11 protein-coding genes are annotated in these 16,209 nt (G+C 71.8%); 2 read left to right on the top strand and 9 right to left on the bottom strand.

The window, feature by feature from the left end; translation table 11 throughout:
- Nucleotides 1-168: 168 nt before the first annotated feature.
- From glgX to glgA, 7 genes are all read right to left on the bottom strand, one after another.
- Nucleotides 169-2,334, bottom strand: a complete 2,166-nt coding sequence (glgX, locus tag M3U25_RS10380; protein ID WP_355499039.1) for a glycogen debranching protein GlgX — start codon at nt 2,332-2,334, stop codon at nt 169-171.
- 9 nt (nt 2,335-2,343) lie between these two features.
- Complete coding sequence (locus tag M3U25_RS10385; protein WP_160945488.1) at nt 2,344-2,556, bottom strand: DUF2934 domain-containing protein; 213 nt, start codon at nt 2,554-2,556, stop codon at nt 2,344-2,346.
- A gap of 14 nt (nt 2,557-2,570) precedes the next feature.
- Entirely contained in the window at nt 2,571-5,186 is a 2,616-nt protein-coding gene (gene treY, locus M3U25_RS10390; RefSeq protein WP_355499265.1) for a malto-oligosyltrehalose synthase, read from the bottom strand.
- Nucleotides 5,183-7,150, bottom strand: a complete 1,968-nt coding sequence (gene malQ / locus M3U25_RS10395; protein ID WP_355499035.1) for a 4-alpha-glucanotransferase — start codon at nt 7,148-7,150, stop codon at nt 5,183-5,185. The genes treY and malQ overlap by 4 nt, the downstream gene beginning before the upstream one ends.
- A gap of 151 nt (nt 7,151-7,301) precedes the next feature.
- On the bottom strand, nt 7,302-9,089 hold the full coding sequence (treZ, locus tag M3U25_RS10400; RefSeq protein WP_355499032.1) for a malto-oligosyltrehalose trehalohydrolase: 1,788 nt from the start codon (nt 9,087-9,089) through the stop codon (nt 7,302-7,304).
- A gap of 2 nt (nt 9,090-9,091) precedes the next feature.
- On the bottom strand, nt 9,092-11,317 hold the full coding sequence (locus tag M3U25_RS10405) for a 1,4-alpha-glucan branching enzyme (RefSeq protein WP_355499262.1): 2,226 nt from the start codon (nt 11,315-11,317) through the stop codon (nt 9,092-9,094).
- A gap of 17 nt (nt 11,318-11,334) precedes the next feature.
- Nucleotides 11,335-12,966 carry a glycogen synthase GlgA gene (gene glgA, locus M3U25_RS10410; protein WP_160945484.1) on the bottom strand — a complete coding sequence of 544 codons (1,632 nt, stop codon included), beginning with the start codon at nt 12,964-12,966 and terminating at the stop codon, nt 11,335-11,337.
- 175 nt (nt 12,967-13,141) lie between these two features.
- Here glgA and M3U25_RS10415 point away from each other — a divergent pair, with 175 nt between their 5' ends.
- Entirely contained in the window at nt 13,142-13,591 is a 450-nt protein-coding gene (locus M3U25_RS10415; RefSeq protein ID WP_355499028.1) for a hypothetical protein, read from the top strand.
- Nucleotides 13,592-13,656: 65 nt separating this feature from the next.
- On the opposite strand, the gene M3U25_RS10420 is transcribed toward M3U25_RS10415, so the two are convergent.
- Nucleotides 13,657-14,031, bottom strand: a complete 375-nt coding sequence (locus M3U25_RS10420) for a response regulator (protein ID WP_019796007.1) — start codon at nt 14,029-14,031, stop codon at nt 13,657-13,659.
- A 114-nt stretch (nt 14,032-14,145) separates the two neighbouring features.
- Here M3U25_RS10420 and M3U25_RS10425 point away from each other — a divergent pair, with 114 nt between their 5' ends.
- Nucleotides 14,146-15,441 (top strand): ATP-binding protein, encoded by a 1,296-nt coding sequence (locus M3U25_RS10425; protein ID WP_355499024.1) that lies wholly within the window; start codon nt 14,146-14,148, stop codon nt 15,439-15,441.
- A gap of 6 nt (nt 15,442-15,447) precedes the next feature.
- Here M3U25_RS10425 and M3U25_RS10430 read toward each other — a convergent pair whose 3' ends face one another.
- Entirely contained in the window at nt 15,448-16,077 is a 630-nt protein-coding gene (locus M3U25_RS10430; protein ID WP_355499021.1) for an isochorismatase family cysteine hydrolase, read from the bottom strand.
- Nucleotides 16,078-16,209: the final 132 nt, after the last annotated feature.

Genomic DNA, 16,209 nt, shown 5'->3' on the forward strand with positions numbered 1-16,209 from the left:
TTGAACGCGACGAGGTAGGCATCGACCGGCGCTGCGTGGATGGCGGGTCGCGGCTGAAGCCGCTCCTACACAGCCTCAGCGCATTGCTGGCGTCGCAAGCGATTTTCGTAGGAGCGGCTTCAGCCGCGACCCGCAGCACCCGGCAGAGCGCCGGGCGCTGCCATCACCTCACGCCGTTGGCGCATCCGCATTGCGGTGATGCGACGCCGTGGATTTGCTGTCGCGCTCGGCGGCCAGCAGGGTAAGCGAGCGGCCGATGCCGTGCCACTGCGCGCCGCCTGGCAGGCCGTGCTCGTGGTCGCGCTCGGCGGTATCGATCAGCACGCGCCAGTGTTCGCCTTTGACCAGCGGCAGGGTGAATTGCACGTCCTCGACCGCGCCGTTGACGATCATCAGCAGGGTCACGTTGGAGGCGGCCTGGCGCAGGCCGCTGGACGGGGCGCGGCCGTCCAGGCGCATCATCAGCGCGCGGGCGTGCGGGTCGTGCCAGGAGGCTTCGGTCATTTCCTCGCCGTCCGGGGCCAGCCAGGTCACGTCCTTGATGCCCAGTTCCTCGTCGTAGACGCCGTCGAAGAAGCGCGCGCGGTGCAGCAGCGGGTAGTGCGCGCGCAGGTGGGTCAGGCGCGAGACGAAGGCGCTGAGCTGGTGCGCGCGCGGGCCGGCTTCCCAGTTCAGCCAGGTCAGTTCGTTGTCCTGGCAGTAGGTGTTGTTGTTGCCGCCCTTGCTGCGGCCGAACTCGTCGCCGGCCAGCAGCATCGGCGTGCCTTGCGACAGCAGCAGCGTGGCCAGCATGTTGCGCATCTGCCGCAGGCGCAGGGCGTTGATCTGCTCGTCGTCGGTCTCGCCTTCCACGCCGTAGTTGGCGGAGATGTTGTTGTCCGAGCCGTCGCGGTTGTGCTCGCCGTTGGCCTCGTTGTGCTTGTGCGCGTAGCTGACCAGGTCGTGCAGGGTGAAGCCGTCGTGGGCGGTGACGAAGTTGACCGAGGCGGTGGGGCGGCGGCCGCGGTGGTGGAACAGGTCGGCCGAGCCGGTCAGGCGCGTGGCCAGTTCGGCCAGTTGGCCTTCGTCGCCGCGCCAGAACGCGCGCACGTTGTCGCGGAACTTGTCGTTCCACTCCGACCAGCCCGGCGGGAACGCGCCGACCTGGTAGCCGCCCGGGCCCACGTCCCACGGCTCGGCGATCAGCTTGACCTGGCTCAGCAACGGGTCCTGGCGGCAGGCGTCGAGGAAGCCGCCCTTGGGATCGAAGCCGTGGTGTTCGCGGCCGAGGATGGTGGCCAGGTCGAAGCGGAACCCGTCCACGTGCATCTCCGAGACCCAGTAGCGCAGCGAGTCGTTGACCATGCGCAGCGCGCCGGCGTTGGTCAGGTCGAAGGTGTTACCGGTGCCGGTGTCGTTGATGTAGAAGCGGCGGTCCTCGGCCAGGCGGTAGTAGCTGGCGTTGTCGATGCCCTTGAACGACAGCGTCGGCCCCAGTTCGTTGCCTTCGGCGGTGTGGTTGTAGACCACGTCCAGGATCACTTCCAGCCCGGCGCTGTGCAGGCGCGCCACCATCTGCTTGAACTCGGACACCGTGCGCGTGGCCATGTAGCGCGGGTGCGGGGCGAAGAAGCCGATGGTGTTGTAGCCCCAGTAATTGCGCAGGCCCTGCTTGAGCAGGTATTCGTCGTCGACGAAGGCGTGCACCGGCAGCAGTTCCACCGCGGTCATGCCCAGGCGCTTGATGTGCTCGACCACCTCGTCCACCTTCAACCCGGAGAAGGTGCCGCGCCAGGCCTCGGGAACCGAGGGATGGCGCATGGTGGTGCCGCGCAGGTGGGTCTCGTAAATCACCGTGCTGTCCCACGGCGTCTGCGGGCGCTGGTCCTTGCCCCAGGTGAAGGCCGGATCGATCACCGCGCACTTGGGCATGTAGGCGGCGCTGTCGCGGCGGTCGAAGCTGAGGTCGGCATCCTTGTGGCCGATGGTGTAGCCGAACAGCGCCGGCGCCCACTTCAGTTCGCCGACCAGTTGCTTGGCGTAGGGGTCGAGCAGCAGCTTGTTGGGGTTGAAGCGGTGCCCGGCGTCGGGCGCGTACGGGCCGTACACGCGGTAGCCGTAGAGCTGGCCCGGGCGCGCGTCGGGCAGGTAGCCGTGCCAGACCTCGTCGGTGTACTCGGGCAGCGCGATGCGCTCGATCTCGCGGCCGCGATCGTCGAACAGGCACAGTTCCACCTTGGTGGCGTGCGCCGAGTACAGGGCGAAGTTCACCCCCAGGCCATCCCAGGTGGCGCCCAGGGGGTAGGGCAGGCCCTCGCGAATACGCGAACGGCGGGTGAGCTTGCGCACGGGCATGGACAATCCTTACGAAGAGGCGGAGCCGTTGCCGGCGCTGCGGAGCGATTGCGGAGGCGGCAGTGCGTCGGCGTCGACGTGGGCTTCGGCGGCCGCTTCCGCGTCCGCCAGGCGTTCGGCCATGGCCCAGTGGCGGGCGGCATGGCCGTCGGGTCGCCCTTCGGCTTCCCAGATTTCGTGTGCGAGTTGGCGGATACGGCGTTGGCGTGTTTCTGCGTCCATGGCTTCTTGCGGGATCAGGGGGAGGCCACCAGCACGGCAACCGGGAATTCAGCGAACAGGGCCGACACCGGGACGGCCGACGTGGCGTCGACGGTAGCACCGGCCAGCACCAGACGATACTGTGCCTGCGGTAGTGTCAGAACCGTGTCACGCCAATCCAGCTGCGCCCGCAGCGGCGCGTCCGGCCGCAACGCCTGCGCGGCGGCGCTCAGCCGCGGCACCGCCACCACCAGCGAGGCGCCCTCGTGTTCGCGCACGAAGCCCAGCACGTGCTGCGCCTGTGCGCCCTGCGCCTGCAGCGGCCGGTAGCTACCGCCCGCGAACAGCGCCGGATGCGCGCGCCGCAACTGCAGCAACTGTGCGGTCAGCCAGGCCTTGACGTGCCCGCTGTGCCAATCCTGCAGCAGGGCGTCCGGCGCGGTGGCGTCGCGCAGCCAGGCCTGGCGCAGCGCGTAGTCGACCGGGCGGCGGTTGTCCGGATCCACCAGCGACAGGTCCCAGCCTTCGCTGCCCTGGTACAGGTCGGGCACGCCGGGCACGGTCAGGCGCAGGGTGGTCTGCACCAGGCTGTTGAGCGCGCCGGCCGGGGCCAGCGCCGCGGCCGCCTGCGCCAGCGCCTCGCGCAGCGCGGCACCGGCCGGCTGCAGCAGCGCGGCGTCGAGCAGGGCGCGCGCATTGCGCTCGTAGTCCTCGTCCGGCCAGGTCCAGTGGGTGCGCAGCTTGGCTTCGCGCGCGGCCTTGAGCTGCCAGGCGCCGATGCGTTCGGCGTAGTCGTGCAGGCCGTCGGCGTCGTCCACCGCCAGTTCCAGCGGCCAGGCCGCCACCAGCATCTGCCACAGCATCAGCAGGTCGCCGGGCAGCGGTGCGGCGCTGCCGGCCGGCAGCAGTTCGGCCGACAGCGCCTGGAAGCGCGTCACCTGCGCGTCCCACCACGGCGCCTGCGCGCTGAGCGCGGCCAGGCGCATGCGCACGTCTTCGCCGCGCTTGTGGTCGTGGGTGGCGGTGGCCAGCAGCGCGCGCGGATAGCGTTGCGCGCGCACCGCGTTGGCCGCGTGGAATTCCTCCGGCGTCAGCGCGAACACGTCCGGCTCGCTGCCCACCTCGTTGCGCGAGAGCAGCACGCCGTGGCGGTAGAAGGAGGTGTCCTCCACCGACTTGGCGTTGAGCGGCGCCGACAGCTGCTCCAGGCGCCGGCGCACGATCCGCCGCAGCGCCACCTGCGCCTTGCCGGTGCCGCGGCCGTCGCGGCTCCAGCGTTCGATCGCGTCGATCGCCGCGCAGACCCGCGGTTCGGCGCCGGCGCGCGCGCGCTGCGCGGCCTGGGCCAGGCGCGCCGCGTCGTCGTCGTCCAGGCCGTCGGGTCCGGCGTAGGTGCGGTACACCTCGAACTGCCGCAGCAAGGCCATCAGCCCACGCGCCAGCATCTGCGGGCTGAACTCGCGGGTCAGCGGATCCAGGTGCGCGGCGGCGCCCAGCGCCTGCACGGTGCGCACGAACTCGGCCTGCAGCGAACCCTGCAGGATCTCGTCGCGCGCGGCGCGCTGTTCCTGGCCGAAGTCGCCGCTGCGCCCGCTCCAGCGCCGCCACAGGGCAGTCAGCGGCGCGGCGCCGGCCGGATCGTGCAGCACTGCGGCAACCTGGTCCATGAAGTCGTAGCCGGTGGTGCCGTCGCAGGGCCAGTCGCTGCGCAGCTGCTCATGCGGGGCCAGGATCTTTTCCAGGTACAGGGCGATGCCGCCGGCGGCGATGCCGCGACGGCGGCCGGCGCGGTCCAGTTGCGTGCGCAGCCGCTGCACGTAGCCGGTGGGATCGGCCAGGCCGTCGACGTGGTCGACCCGCACGCCATCGAGATGGCCCTCGGCGACCAGCCGCAGCGGCAACTCGTGGACCGCGGCGAACACGTCGTTCTGCTCCACGCGCAGCGCCGCCAGCGAGGTGATGTCGAAGAAGCGGCGGTAGTTGAGCATGTCGTTGCCGACCCGCCACCAGGCCAGGCGATAGCACTGGCGTTCGATCAGCCGGTGCAGGGCGTCGTCGCCCAGCCGCGCGGCGTCGTTGAGCCGGGCCGCCCAGGCCGGGCGCGCGCTGGCCGGTTCCTGGGCGATGGCACCGTCCAGGCGGATCGGGAAGCGTTGGTCGTGGTGCAGCAGGACGACGCTGCCGTCCTCGGCCACCTGCAACTGCAGCGCGCCTTCGCTCAGCGCCTGCGCATAGGGGCGGTCCAGCACCGGCAGCCACAGCTTGCCCTCGCGCCCGGGCGCACGCCAATCGATGTCGAACCAGCCGGCATGGCGGCTGCGCCGGCCATGGGTGAGCACGTCCCACCACCACGGATTGCTCGGGTGGGTGGCCATGTGGTTGGGCACGATGTCCAGGATCAGGCCCATGCAGTGGCTGCGCGCGCGCTCGGACAGATGCAGCAGCGCCGGCTCGCCGCCGAGCTCGGGATTGACCTGGCGCGGGTCGGTGACGTCGTAGCCGTGGGTGGAACCGGGCACGGCGGTGCCGATCGGCGACAGGTACAGGTGGCTGACGCCCAGCCCGGCGTAGTACGGCACCTGCGCGGAGGCGTCGAGCAGGGTGAAACCGGCATGCAATTGCAGGCGGGCGGTGGCGCGCAGGGGAATCATGCGCATGCGTCGGCTCCTTGCGCGGCGGTGGCGGTGGTCTGGCGGGTCTGGGCGAAGGCGTCCAGGCGCGTGGCGAGGGTGGCGGCGGATGCGGCCGCATCGGGCGCGGGCAGGCGCCGGCGCCAGTTCGGATGGCCGTCGACGGTGCCGGGCAGGTTGGGTTGCTGGTCCAGGCCCAGCGCGTCCTCGGCCGGCAGCAGCGCCAGCGGCGACGGCGTGGCGGCGACGAAGCGCAGCGCGCCCAGTTCCGGGTCGGCGGCCTCGGCGGGCGGCAGCGCCGCGGCCACCGCCTGGTCCATGCGCGCGACGTCGTCGGTGCGTGCCTGGTGATCGGCACGTTGCTGCGTGGCGTCGCTCAGCTGCAGGCGCCGGCGCCAGTCGATGTCCTCGCCGCGGCGCCAGCCGCGCAGGGTCGGCAGGTCGTGGGTGGTGGTGGTGGCGAGGGCGTCGGGGCGCCACTGCGCCGGCGGCAGGAACGCGCCATCGCGGTCGCGGGTGAACAGCAGCACGTCGATGCCCATCACCCCGCGGCGCGACAGCTCGGCACGGATGCCGTCCGGCACCACGCCCAGGTCTTCGCCGATCACGATCGCGCGGTGCCGCCAGGATTCCAGCGCCAGCAGGCGCAGCAGGTCGTGCAGCGGATAGCGCAGGTACACGCCGGTAGACGAGGACGCGCCGCGCGGGATCACCCACAGCCGCAGCAGGCCGAGGATGTGGTCGATGCGCACGCCGCCGCGATCGCGCATCACCGCGCGCAGCAGTTCGATGAACGGCGCAAAGCCGCTGGCGCGCAGCGCGGTCGGTGCGTAGCCGCAGATGCCCCAGGCCTGGCCGTCGCCGTTGAACGCGTCCGGCGGCGCGCCCAGTTCCAGCCCCTGCAGCACCGCCTGCGGCCAGGCAGCGGCCTCGGCGCCCTGCGCGTCGAAGCCTACCGCCAGGTCGGCGATCAGGCCGATGCCCATGCCGTCGGCACGCGCCTGGCGTTGCACGTCGGCCCAACTGCGCGCGGCCAGCCACTGCGCGAACCGGTGCAGGCCTGGATCGGCATCGCCGAAATCCTGCGCGGCGAATGCGGCATGCGCATGCAGGGTGCTGCCGCCGTCGCGTTCGAACGCGGCCAGGTCGGCGCGCAGCGCCGCGTCGGCCTGGTCGAAATCGGCGTGCAGCTGCCGCAGCCACTGCCACTTCAGGGCGGCCGAGGCCGGCCAGTCGATCAGCGGCCGCGCCTGCGCCTCGGCGAAGGCCTGCGCCAGCCCGGCCGCGTCCAGTGCGCGCTGCGCGGCGTCGGCGCCGAGCACGCGCGCCGGCGCCGCCTGCAGCGGATCGAGGAAACGACGGTCGCTGGGCGAGTAGGGGCTGTAGTGCGCGCCGATCGGCCGCGCCGCATGCACGGGGCTCAGCGCGATGGCGTCGCCGCCGGCCGCGGCGATGCGCGTGGCCCAGGCAGCGGTGCCGTCGGCGTCGCCGATGCCGACATCGTAGGCGCCCGGCGCCGAATACACCTGCAGCGACAGGCCCCAGCGCCGCGGCTGCGCCGCGCCCACCGCGTCGGCGACGCCGTAGCAGCGCGGCGGCGCCACCGCCAGGGTGGTGCGGCGGTCGCCGTGCTGCAAGGTCCAGTAGCCGGCGGCCTCCGGCGCGACGAGGCGGCCCTGCGCGTCGCAGTGGCCGTGCAGCGCGCGGCCGTCTTCGCTGTCGAGCCGGTACGCCGCACCGGGTGCGGCGCCGATCTCGACCGGCGCGCCGGCGTCGGCGGTCAGCAGCGGCGGCAGTGCCGCGTCGGCCTGCAGCCGGCGCAGGCTGTCGCGGCAGGCGGCGGGGTCGCGCGCGTCCAGGCCCAGCGCGCCGAGCACGTGACGCAGGGTGTCGTCGCCGACGGTGCGCGGGGTGTCGCTGGCGTCGATCCAGTCGACCAGCAGGCCGGCGGCGTCGGCCAGGGTGTGCAAGGAAGTGTCGGTCATGGGCAGGGCGAACCGGGCTGCAAAGCGGAGGAAGTGGCGTCCGCCGCGCTCCCGCTCGCGCGCGCCGTCGGCGCGTGCGCGGCGGTGGGCAGCGAACGAGGCGGCCAGCGTGCCGGCTGCGCTGTCGCGATGGCGTCGCGACAGCGGGTGCTCATGCGGCGTTGCCGGGTCGGTAGCGCGCGACGAAGGCGTTGGGCGGCAACTGCGCGGCATCGCCGCCGGCGCTCTCCGCGTGCACGGTGCTGCCGGGCAGGTCCAGCGCCACCGGCGCGTCGCCGAAGTTGGCGGCCACGTGCCATTCGCCATCGCCCAGGCGCCAGCCCGCGGCGACCGCCCGCGGGCCGAGTACCCGCGCGCCCAGCGCACTGGCCTGGGTCAGCGCCGGCACCAGGTGCTCGCGGCGCAGCGCCAGTAGCGCCGCGAACCAGTCGCGCCAGCGCGCGCCCTCGCCATGGGTGGCATCGCTGATGTCGGCGATCGAGGCCTGGAAGGTGCTGGGCGCGTTGGGATCGGGGATGGTGGCGCGCTGCTCTGGATCGGCGAAGGCGGCGAAGTGCGCGAACTCGCGGCGCCGGCCCTCGCGCACCGCCTCGTCCAGCGGCGGCGCGAAATCGGTGAAGAACTGGAACGGGGCGCGGCTGCCCCACGGCTCGCCCATGAAGAACAGCGGGATCATCGGGGTCAGCGCGGTCAACGCCAGCGCCGCGCGCAGCGCTGGCTCGGTCACCTGGGTGATCAGCCGGTCGCCGCGGGCGCGGTTGCCGATCTGGTCGTGGTTCTGCGCGAAGATCACGAACTTGTGCGGCGGCAGGTGGCCGCTGGGCTCGCCGCGCGCGTGGCCGCGGTGGTCGGCCTGGCCCTGGAAGGCGAAGCCTTCGCCGAGTACCCGCGCCAGGTGCTGCGCCGGCGCATCGGCGAAGCCGGCGTAGTAGCCCTCGTGTTCGCCGGTCAGCAGCACGTGCAGGCTGTTGTGGAAGTCGTCGTCCCACTGCGCGCTGTAGCCGCGCTCCAGCACGCCGGCCTGGTTGGCCTCGTTCTCCAGCACCAGGTGCACGTGGCGCCCGTTGGCGACGCTGGCCATGATCGCCTCGCGCAAGGTGTCGAGGAAGGCGTTGGGCACGATCGCGTGCACCGCATCCAGGCGCAGGCCGTCGAAGCGATACTCGTGCAGCCACATCAGCGCGTTGTCGATGAAGTAGCGCTGCACCGGCGGCAAGCGGAAATCGATCGCCGCGCCCCACGGCGTCGGCGCATCCTCGCGGAAGAAGGTCGAGGCGTACTGGCCCAGGTAATTGCCATCCGGGCCGAAATGGTTGTAGACCACGTCCAGGAACACGCTCAGGCCCAGACCGTGGGCCTCGTCGATCAGCGCCTTGAGTTCGTCGGGATGGCCATAGGCCGAGGCCGGCGCGTATGGCAGCACGCCGTCGTAGCCCCAGTTGTGGCGGCCGGGGAATTCGGCCAGCGGCATCAGTTCGATCGCGGTGACGCCGAGCGCGGCCAGCGTCGGCAACTGCGCGCGCAGCCCGGCATAGCCGCCGCAGGTGCCCACGTGCAGTTCGTAGAACACGGTCTCGGCCCAGGGCCGGCCACGCCAGTCGCCGTGGCGCCAGGCATAGCCGTCGGTGGCCAGCACCGCGCTTGGGCCATGGACGCCGTCGGGTTGCCAGCGCGAGGCCGGGTCCGGCACCGGCGTGCCTCCGTCGATGGCGTAGCGGTAGCGGGTGCCGGGCGCGCACGCAAGGGTGGCGGCGAAGTAGCCGTCGCCGATCGCCTCCAGCGGCTGCCGCCGATCGTCGCCGAACACCAGCTCCACGCGCTCGGCATCCGGCGCCCACAGCGCGAAGGCGACCTCGCCGTTGGCGCCGGGCCAGGCGCCGGGGCGCAGCGCCGCGCGCGGTGCGGCGGAGGAATCGGTCGATACAGCAGTCGTGGCCATGGTCAAAGGTCCGGTTGCAGCCAAAGGGTGGACAGCGGCGGCAGGGTCAGCGCCAGCGATTGCGCATGCCCGTGCATCGGCTGCGGCAGGGTCGACAGCACGCCGCCGTTGCCTTGGTTGGAACCGCCGTAATAGCCGCTGTCGCTGTTGAGAAGCTCGCGCCAGCGTCCGCCACGCGGTACCCCCACGCGGTATTGGTGGTGTACGTTCGGCGTGAAATTGCTCACCGCCAGCAGCGGCGGCGCGGCGCCGTCGCGGTCGTGGCGGACGAAGGCGAACACGCTGTTGCGGGAGTCGTCGGCGATGCTCCATTCGAAGCCGTCGCTGCTGCGGTCGCTGCGGTACAGCGCCGGCAACGCGCGCAACTGCCGGTTGAGGTCGGCGACCAGCCGGGCAACGCCGCGGTGCTCGGGCTGTTGCGCCTGCGCCCAGTCCAGCGGCCGGTCGTGGTCCCAGTCCTGCCACTGCCCGAACTCGCAGCCCATGAACAGCAACTTGCGCCCGGGATGCGCCCACATGAAGGCCAGGTAGGCGCGCAGGTTGGCGAAGCGCTGCCAGGCGTCGCCGGGCATGCGCGCCAGCAACGAGCCCTTGCCGCGGGCCACCTCGTCGTGCGACAGCGGCAGCACGAAGTGCTCGGAGAACGCATACACCAGGCCGAAGGTCATCTCGCTGTGGTGGTGCTGCCGGTACAGCGGATCGCGCTGCAGGTAGCGCAGCGTGTCGTGCGCCCAGCCCATGTTCCACTTGTGGCTGAAGCCCAGCCCGCCCTGCTGCGTGGGCGCGGTGGCGCCCGGCCAGGCGGTGGATTCCTCGGCGATGGTGCGCACGCCGGGGAAGCGCTGCGCGATCTCGTCGTTGAGGCGGCGCAGGAAGGCGATCGCCTCCAGGTTCTCACGGCCACCGTGGGCGTTGGGGATCCACTCGCCGGCGTTGCGGCCGTAGTCGCGGTACAGCATCGCCGCCACCGCATCCACGCGCAGGCCGTCGACATGGAAGCGCTCGATCCACTCCAGCGCGCTGCCGATCAGGTAGGCCACCACTTCCGGGCGGCCGTAGTTGTAGACCAGCGTATTCCACTCGCGGTGCACGCCTTCGCGCGGGTCGGCGTGTTCGTACAGGGCGCTGCCGTCGAAGCGGTGCAGGCCGTGTGGGTCGTCGGGGAAGTGCGCGCCCACCCAGTCCAGCAGCACGCCGATACCGGCCTGGTGACAGGCGTCGACGAAGCGTGCGAAGCCGTCGGCGTCGCCGTGGCGCGCGGTCGGCGCGTACAGCCCCAGTGGCTGGTAGCCCCAGGAGCCGCCGAACGGATACTCGGCGATCGGCAGCAGTTCGATGTGGGTGAAGCCGAGCCCGCGCACGTAGGGAATCAGCTCGGCGGCCAGCGCATCCCAGTGCAGCGGCTGGCCGTGGCGGTCGTGGCGCCAGGAGCCGACGTGCAGTTCGTAGATGCTCAGCGGCTGCGCGCTGCCGGCCTGCGCCTCGCGTTGTGCCAGCCAGGCCGCGTCATTCCATGTATGGGTGTCGGTGGACGGCACCACCGAGGCGGTGGACGGCGCCAGCGCGCTGCAGCGCGCGACCGGATCGGCCTTGCGCGGCAGCACGCTGCCGTCGGCAGCCTGCAATTCGTAATGATAGTGCTCGCCGCCGTGCAGCCCGGGCACGAACAGTTCCCATACCCCGGATTCCGCATGAAGGCGCAGCGGATGCCGGCGCGCGTCCCAGCCATTGAAGTCGCCGACCAGCGCCACGCGCCTGGCCTGCGGTGCCCACACCGCGAAGCGCACGCCGTCCACCTCGCCGACACGGATGTGGTGCGCCCCGAGCGCGGTGCGCAGCGCGGCGCCGTCGCCGGCGGCCAGGTCCTGTAGCCAGGCCGGATCGAGCGTCGGCCCGAACGCATAGGGGTCGTCGCACTCCTGCACCGCGTCCGGCCACACGATGCGCAGCCGGTAGCGCATGGGCTGCTTCAGCTCGCCCTCGAACACACCCGCCGCCTGCGCATGCGCGCGCATGCGTGCGACCAGCTTGCCCTGCGCATCGAGCAGGCCCAGCGCCTCGGCGCCCGGCGCCAGCACGCGGACCCGGACCGTGCCGTCGGCCTGCGGATGCGGGCCGAGCCAGGCGAACGCATCGCCGGCCTCGCCGCGCGCCAGCGCCTGCAGCGCAAGGCCGTCGCCGTCGTCCTCCGTGTCCGCCGCCGGGTCCCGGCCGGCGGCCGGGTCCACGACGTGTTCCCGATCGCTCATGCGGCAGCCGTGGCGCCCGCCGCGGCCGGCGGCGTGGCGCCGGCCATCGCCGACACATGGCCGCTCGCCGCCACCGGGCCGGCGGTGCGCTCGTACAGCGCCATGTACTTGCGCCCGGCCAGTTCCCAGCCGCTGGGCCGCAGCATCGCCGCGCGGCGCATCGCCTGCAGCAGGCCCGGCAGGCGGAAGGTACGGAACACCCGCTGCAGGCAGCGGCGCAGGCCGTCGGCCGAGGCTTCCTCGAACAGGAAGCCGGTGACGCCGTCGTCCACCGTGTCGATCAGGCCGCCGGTGGCGTGGGCGATCGGCAGGCTGCCGAAGCGCTGCGCGTACATCTGGCTCAACCCGCAGGGCTCGAAGCGCGAGGGCATCAGCAGGAAGTCGGAGCCGGCGAACATGCGCCGCGCCAGCCGCTCCTCGAAGCCGATGTGCGCGCCGACATGGCCCGGGTAGCGCCGCGCCAGCGCCGCCACCGCCTGCTCGATCTGCGGCTCGCCGCCGCCGATGATCACGATCTGGCCGCCGGCCGCGACGATCTGCGGCGCCACCTCGCAGATCAGGTCCAGGCCCTTCTGGTGCACCAGCCGCGAGACCACCGCGAACAGCGGGCCGTCGCTGTCGAGCAGGCCGAACGCCTGGCGCACCTGCGCCGCGTTCTCGCGCTTGCCCTGGATCTGGCCGATCCCGAAGTGGGCCGGCAGGTGCGCGTCGGTGCGCGGGTCCCAGCTGGCGTCGATGCCGTTGACGATGCCGCTCAGGCGGCCGCTGGCGGCGCGTCGCGCCAGCAGCGTGTCCAGGCCGCAGCCCTGGGCCGGGCCGGTGATCTGCGCGGCGTAGCTGACGCTGACCGTGTTGACGTGGTCGGCGTGGACGATGCCCGCGCGCAGGAACGACATCTGCCCGTAGAACTCCAGGTCCTGCAGGCCCTCGGCGGGGATGCCGAGGGCACCGGCCATCGCGTACGGGAACAGGCCCTGGTAGGCCAGGTTGTGGATGGTCAGCAGGCACGGTGTGCGCCCGCCGGACCAGCGCACGTAGGCGGCGGCCAGCGCGCACGGCCAGTCGTTGAGGTGCAGCAGCTCCGGGGTCCAGTCCAGCCCCGCGCGGCCACCGGCGATCTGCGCGGCGGCATGGGACAGGGTGGCGAAGCGCAGTGCGTTGTCTTCCCAGTCGCGGCCTTCGCTGCTCACGTAAGGCGAGCCCTGCCGCTCGAACAGCTGCGGGCACAGCAGCACGTACACGCACAGGCCGTCCGGGCGCTCGGCCCGGCCCAGCGCGCAATCCGGCAACCCGGCGTGCGCGGCGATGTGGCCGACGATCTCCAGCGGCCCGGTCTTGCGCAGCACCGCCGGGTAGCCCGGGATCAGCACGCGAATGTCGCAGCTGCCGCGCAGCGCGCGCGGCAAGGCCGCGGCCACGTCGCCCAGGCCGCCGGCCTTGATGAAGTCGGCCATTTCCGAGGTCACGAACAGGCTGGTCCGGCGCGGCGCCGGGTTCAGCTTGACGGTCACCTCGGCATTGCGGACGAAGCGGCCGCGCGCGTCGCGGTAGCGGCGGCGCGGCGCATGCAGCACCGGATGGGTATCGCGTTGTCTATCGGTCAGGTCGGCGGGAGTGGGGGGCGACATGGCGGTTCCGTCTGGGAAGGGGGAGGACGGGGCACACGGAAAGCGACTGCCGCCGCGCGTCCTGGCGGGCGCGCGACGTGAAGCAAGGAAAGAGGCACAGCAGCGTCGAAACGGGACAGCGTTGTTGCAATGCGATAATGCAGGAGCAAAGTACGAATGGCGCGATAAAAGAGGCGTGAAGCGCGCGCTTGTCTACAGCGAAATTGCGAGAGCGGCGCATAGTGGATTCGCCGAACGTCAGGCGCCGCAGGCCTGCATCGCGGCCTGGGCGCCAATGAACCGTTTAGCTTTCATTGCCGCATGCGTGCCGCGCTTCGGTGCGACCGCGGCGGCCACCTCCGTTGTGCGAGCTTCATGCGGTCTATGGTGCAGTGTGCTCATGACAGTCCTGAAACCGCAGATGCGTCGCGAATTGGACGGCTTCGTCCTCGACGGCTTGCTGCGCGCGTGCCCGGATGGCGTGCTCGAGCCGCAGATCCGGATCACCGGCGACGATGGCGTGGTGCGCGGTCGGCACGCATTCGACGGGGTGTACTTCCGTGATGCGCACGCCGGCGCGTACTTCGTCGCCGAGCGCCTGGCGGCGATCCGTTCGGCACGGTACGGCAAGCTGGTCTTCGCCTGACCCCCCCCCATGTCGGGCATGCCGCGTGCGAGCGCCGCGGCAACGCATGCCGGCGCGTGCGCCAATCAGCTTCCGGTCTGCAGACGGTCCAACGCCGCCAACAGGTCGGTGCGGCGGTATGGCTTGGGCAGGAAGCCGGTGCGTGCAGGCAGCATCCAGGGTTCTGGCGCATGCATGCCGGACGTGAGCAGGGCGGGGATGACGATGCCGCGGCGGCGCAATTGACGCACCATGCTCAGGCCGTCGCAGCGGGGCATCTGCACGTCGCTGAAGATCAACTCCACGTCCGGGTGCCGCTCCAGCACCTCCAGCGCTTCCTGTGCGGTCGCCGCCGACAGCACCCGGTATCCATCGGCGGCCAGCATGGCGGCGGCTAACTCCCGTATCGTCTGGTCGTCCTCCACCAAAAGAATGGCGGTGGAGACGGATGTCGCGCGCATAATGCCGTTATCGCCCCGTGAGTGATCGTTGTCAGATTCACGATTCGGCAGTGAAGCGCTGGTGACGTTGTGTGAATCCCGATATTCTCGACCTTACTTACTGCGAGATGCAGCTTGACCACGCACGCCCACTATCGGCAGATCGTCGAGCTCTCACACGACTGCATCAAGGAAGTCGGCCGCGACGGCATCGTGCGCTCGATCAATCCCCACGGCCTTGCCCTGCTTGGCGTCTCCGATCCTGCCGATGTAGTCGGCCACCCCTGGGCCGAACTGTGGCCCGAGGACATGCGTTCGCTCACCCAGGCCGCCTTCGCCGCGGCGCTGGGCAATGAGCAGCGCGAATTCTGGGCGCAGCGCCCGTCGCTGGACGGACGGCAGCGCTGGTGGCACGTGATGGTCAGCCCGCTGGCCAATGCCGCGGCCCGGGTCGAAAGCGTGCTGGTGATCAGCCGCGACGTCACCCAGCAGCGCCAGGTCGAACAGGCCCTGCGCGCGCTCGGCCATCTTCCCCCGGTCGAGGGCGAGGGCAACGCGATCGAGGATGCCGATGCCGTCGCGCTGGGCCGCCGCTGGCAGGCCGAGCATTCGCAACTGCGCGGGCAACTGGACATCGCCCTGGCCGCGCAGCGCGTGGCCGAGCGCGCGATGACCCAGGCGCAGAAGGGCGAGGCGATCGGGCAGATGCTCGCCGGCGTGGTCCATGACTTCAACAACATGCTGCATACCGCCATGACCTCGGTGAGCATGGTCGCCGACCATCCGCAGCGCCTGCAGCCGGACCAGCGGCGGCTGCTCGGCATCGCCAACGAGGCCCTGCAGCACGGCGCGGGGATGACCCGGCGCCTGCTCGGCTTCGCCCGCGCGCATCCGGTCAAGCCGGCCTGGCTGGACCTGAACGCGTTGGTGACGCAGATGCAGCCGCTGCTGGCGCAGGCGCTGGGCGGCGAGATGCGCCTGCAACTCCTGCCCTGCGCCGAGGTGGCGACGACCTATGCCGATCGCAACGCGGTCGAGCAGGCGGTGATGAACCTGGCGCTGAACGCGCGCGACGCCAGCCGCCCAGGCGACGCGGTGACGATCCGCTGCAGCGCCCTGGAGGTGCAGCCCTCGCGCGCGGCGGCGATGCGCCAGCCCGGCCGCTACGTGACCCTGGCGGTCAGCGACCAGGGCGAAGGCATGTCCGACGAGGTGAAGTCGCGCCTGTTCGAGGCGTACTTCACCACCAAGCCCGAGGGCAAGGGCACCGGGCTGGGCCTGGCCCAGGTCTATGGCCTGGTACGCCAGGCGGGCGGCTTCGTCGACGTCGAATCGGAACTGGGATGCGGCACCACCATTACCCTGGCGTTTCCGTTCGTGCCGCGGCCGCTCGACGACGCGGGCGATGACCTGGTGCCGGCGGCGGAGTAGCCCCGCTCATCGACCCGCGCGCGCCGGCAGCCGCTCGCTGATGTGCACCGCGAACGCCTCGCGCAGCAGCCGCAGCGCCCGTTGCTGGCGCCCGGCGTCCAGCGCCGCGCAGCACGATGGCGGCACCTGCACCTGGAAGTCGCGCATGCGCGCGTCGATCGCGGTGGCCAGCACGCAGGCGTCGGTGGCGATGCCGGTGACCAGCAGGTGGGTGGTCTGCAGCCGCGCCAGCAGCAGGGCCAGGGCCGAGCCGAGGAAGGCGGAGTGCTTGGGCTTGAGGACGTAGTAGTCCTGCGGGCGCGGCGCCAGGCAGGCGGCGATGCGCGCGCCGCGCTGTTTCGGATCGGCGCACAGCGTCCACAGGCCTTCGAAATCGGTGCGCCAGTCGGCGAAGTTGTCGTTGGCGAACAGCACCGGCCAGCCACGGCGATGGAAGCGCGCGCGGACCTGGGCGATGCGCTCGGCCACCGGCAGCGCGGCGGTCGCCAGGCGCGCGCCGCCGGGGAAATCGAAACGGCTGATCATGTCCACGATCAGCAACGCCGGTTGGCCGGGCTGCGTCGGTGCCGCCGCGGCCGGCGATGGCCGTTGCTGGTCGTCAGGGGTGTCAGTGCGTCGCCGGGCCGGGTGCCGCATGCGCCGATCCTCCATTTCCGGACAGGGCTACATGGTCGGCGCGCGCGGTGAAACCAGGGTGAGCGCGAGTGAAGGCGTGGCTGAACGGACGGGCGGGCAGCGCCGCCATGGCGCCGATGGCCGCCTTCGCGA

Origin of the sequence: Xanthomonas sp. PPL134, assembly GCF_040595915.1 — a bacterium.
Lineage (GTDB): Bacteria > Pseudomonadota > Gammaproteobacteria > Xanthomonadales > Xanthomonadaceae > Xanthomonas_A > Xanthomonas_A indica.

Excerpts from the sequence above, each read along its gene's own strand:
- glgX (WP_355499039.1), bottom strand. The coding sequence starts at position 2,334 with ATGCCCGTGCGCAAGCTCACCCGCCGTTCGCGTATTCGCGAGGGCCTG.
- M3U25_RS10385 (WP_160945488.1), bottom strand. The coding sequence starts at position 2,556 with ATGGACGCAGAAACACGCCAACGCCGTATCCGCCAACTCGCACACGAA.
- treY (WP_355499265.1), bottom strand. The coding sequence starts at position 5,186 with ATGATTCCCCTGCGCGCCACCGCCCGCCTGCAATTGCATGCCGGTTTC.
- malQ (WP_355499035.1), bottom strand. The coding sequence starts at position 7,150 with ATGACCGACACTTCCTTGCACACCCTGGCCGACGCCGCCGGCCTGCTG.
- treZ (WP_355499032.1), bottom strand. The coding sequence starts at position 9,089 with ATGGCCACGACTGCTGTATCGACCGATTCCTCCGCCGCACCGCGCGCG.
- glgA (WP_160945484.1), bottom strand. The coding sequence starts at position 12,966 with ATGTCGCCCCCCACTCCCGCCGACCTGACCGATAGACAACGCGATACC.
- M3U25_RS10420 (WP_019796007.1), bottom strand. The coding sequence starts at position 14,031 with ATGCGCGCGACATCCGTCTCCACCGCCATTCTTTTGGTGGAGGACGAC.
- M3U25_RS10430 (WP_355499021.1), bottom strand. The coding sequence starts at position 16,077 with ATGCGGCACCCGGCCCGGCGACGCACTGACACCCCTGACGACCAGCAA.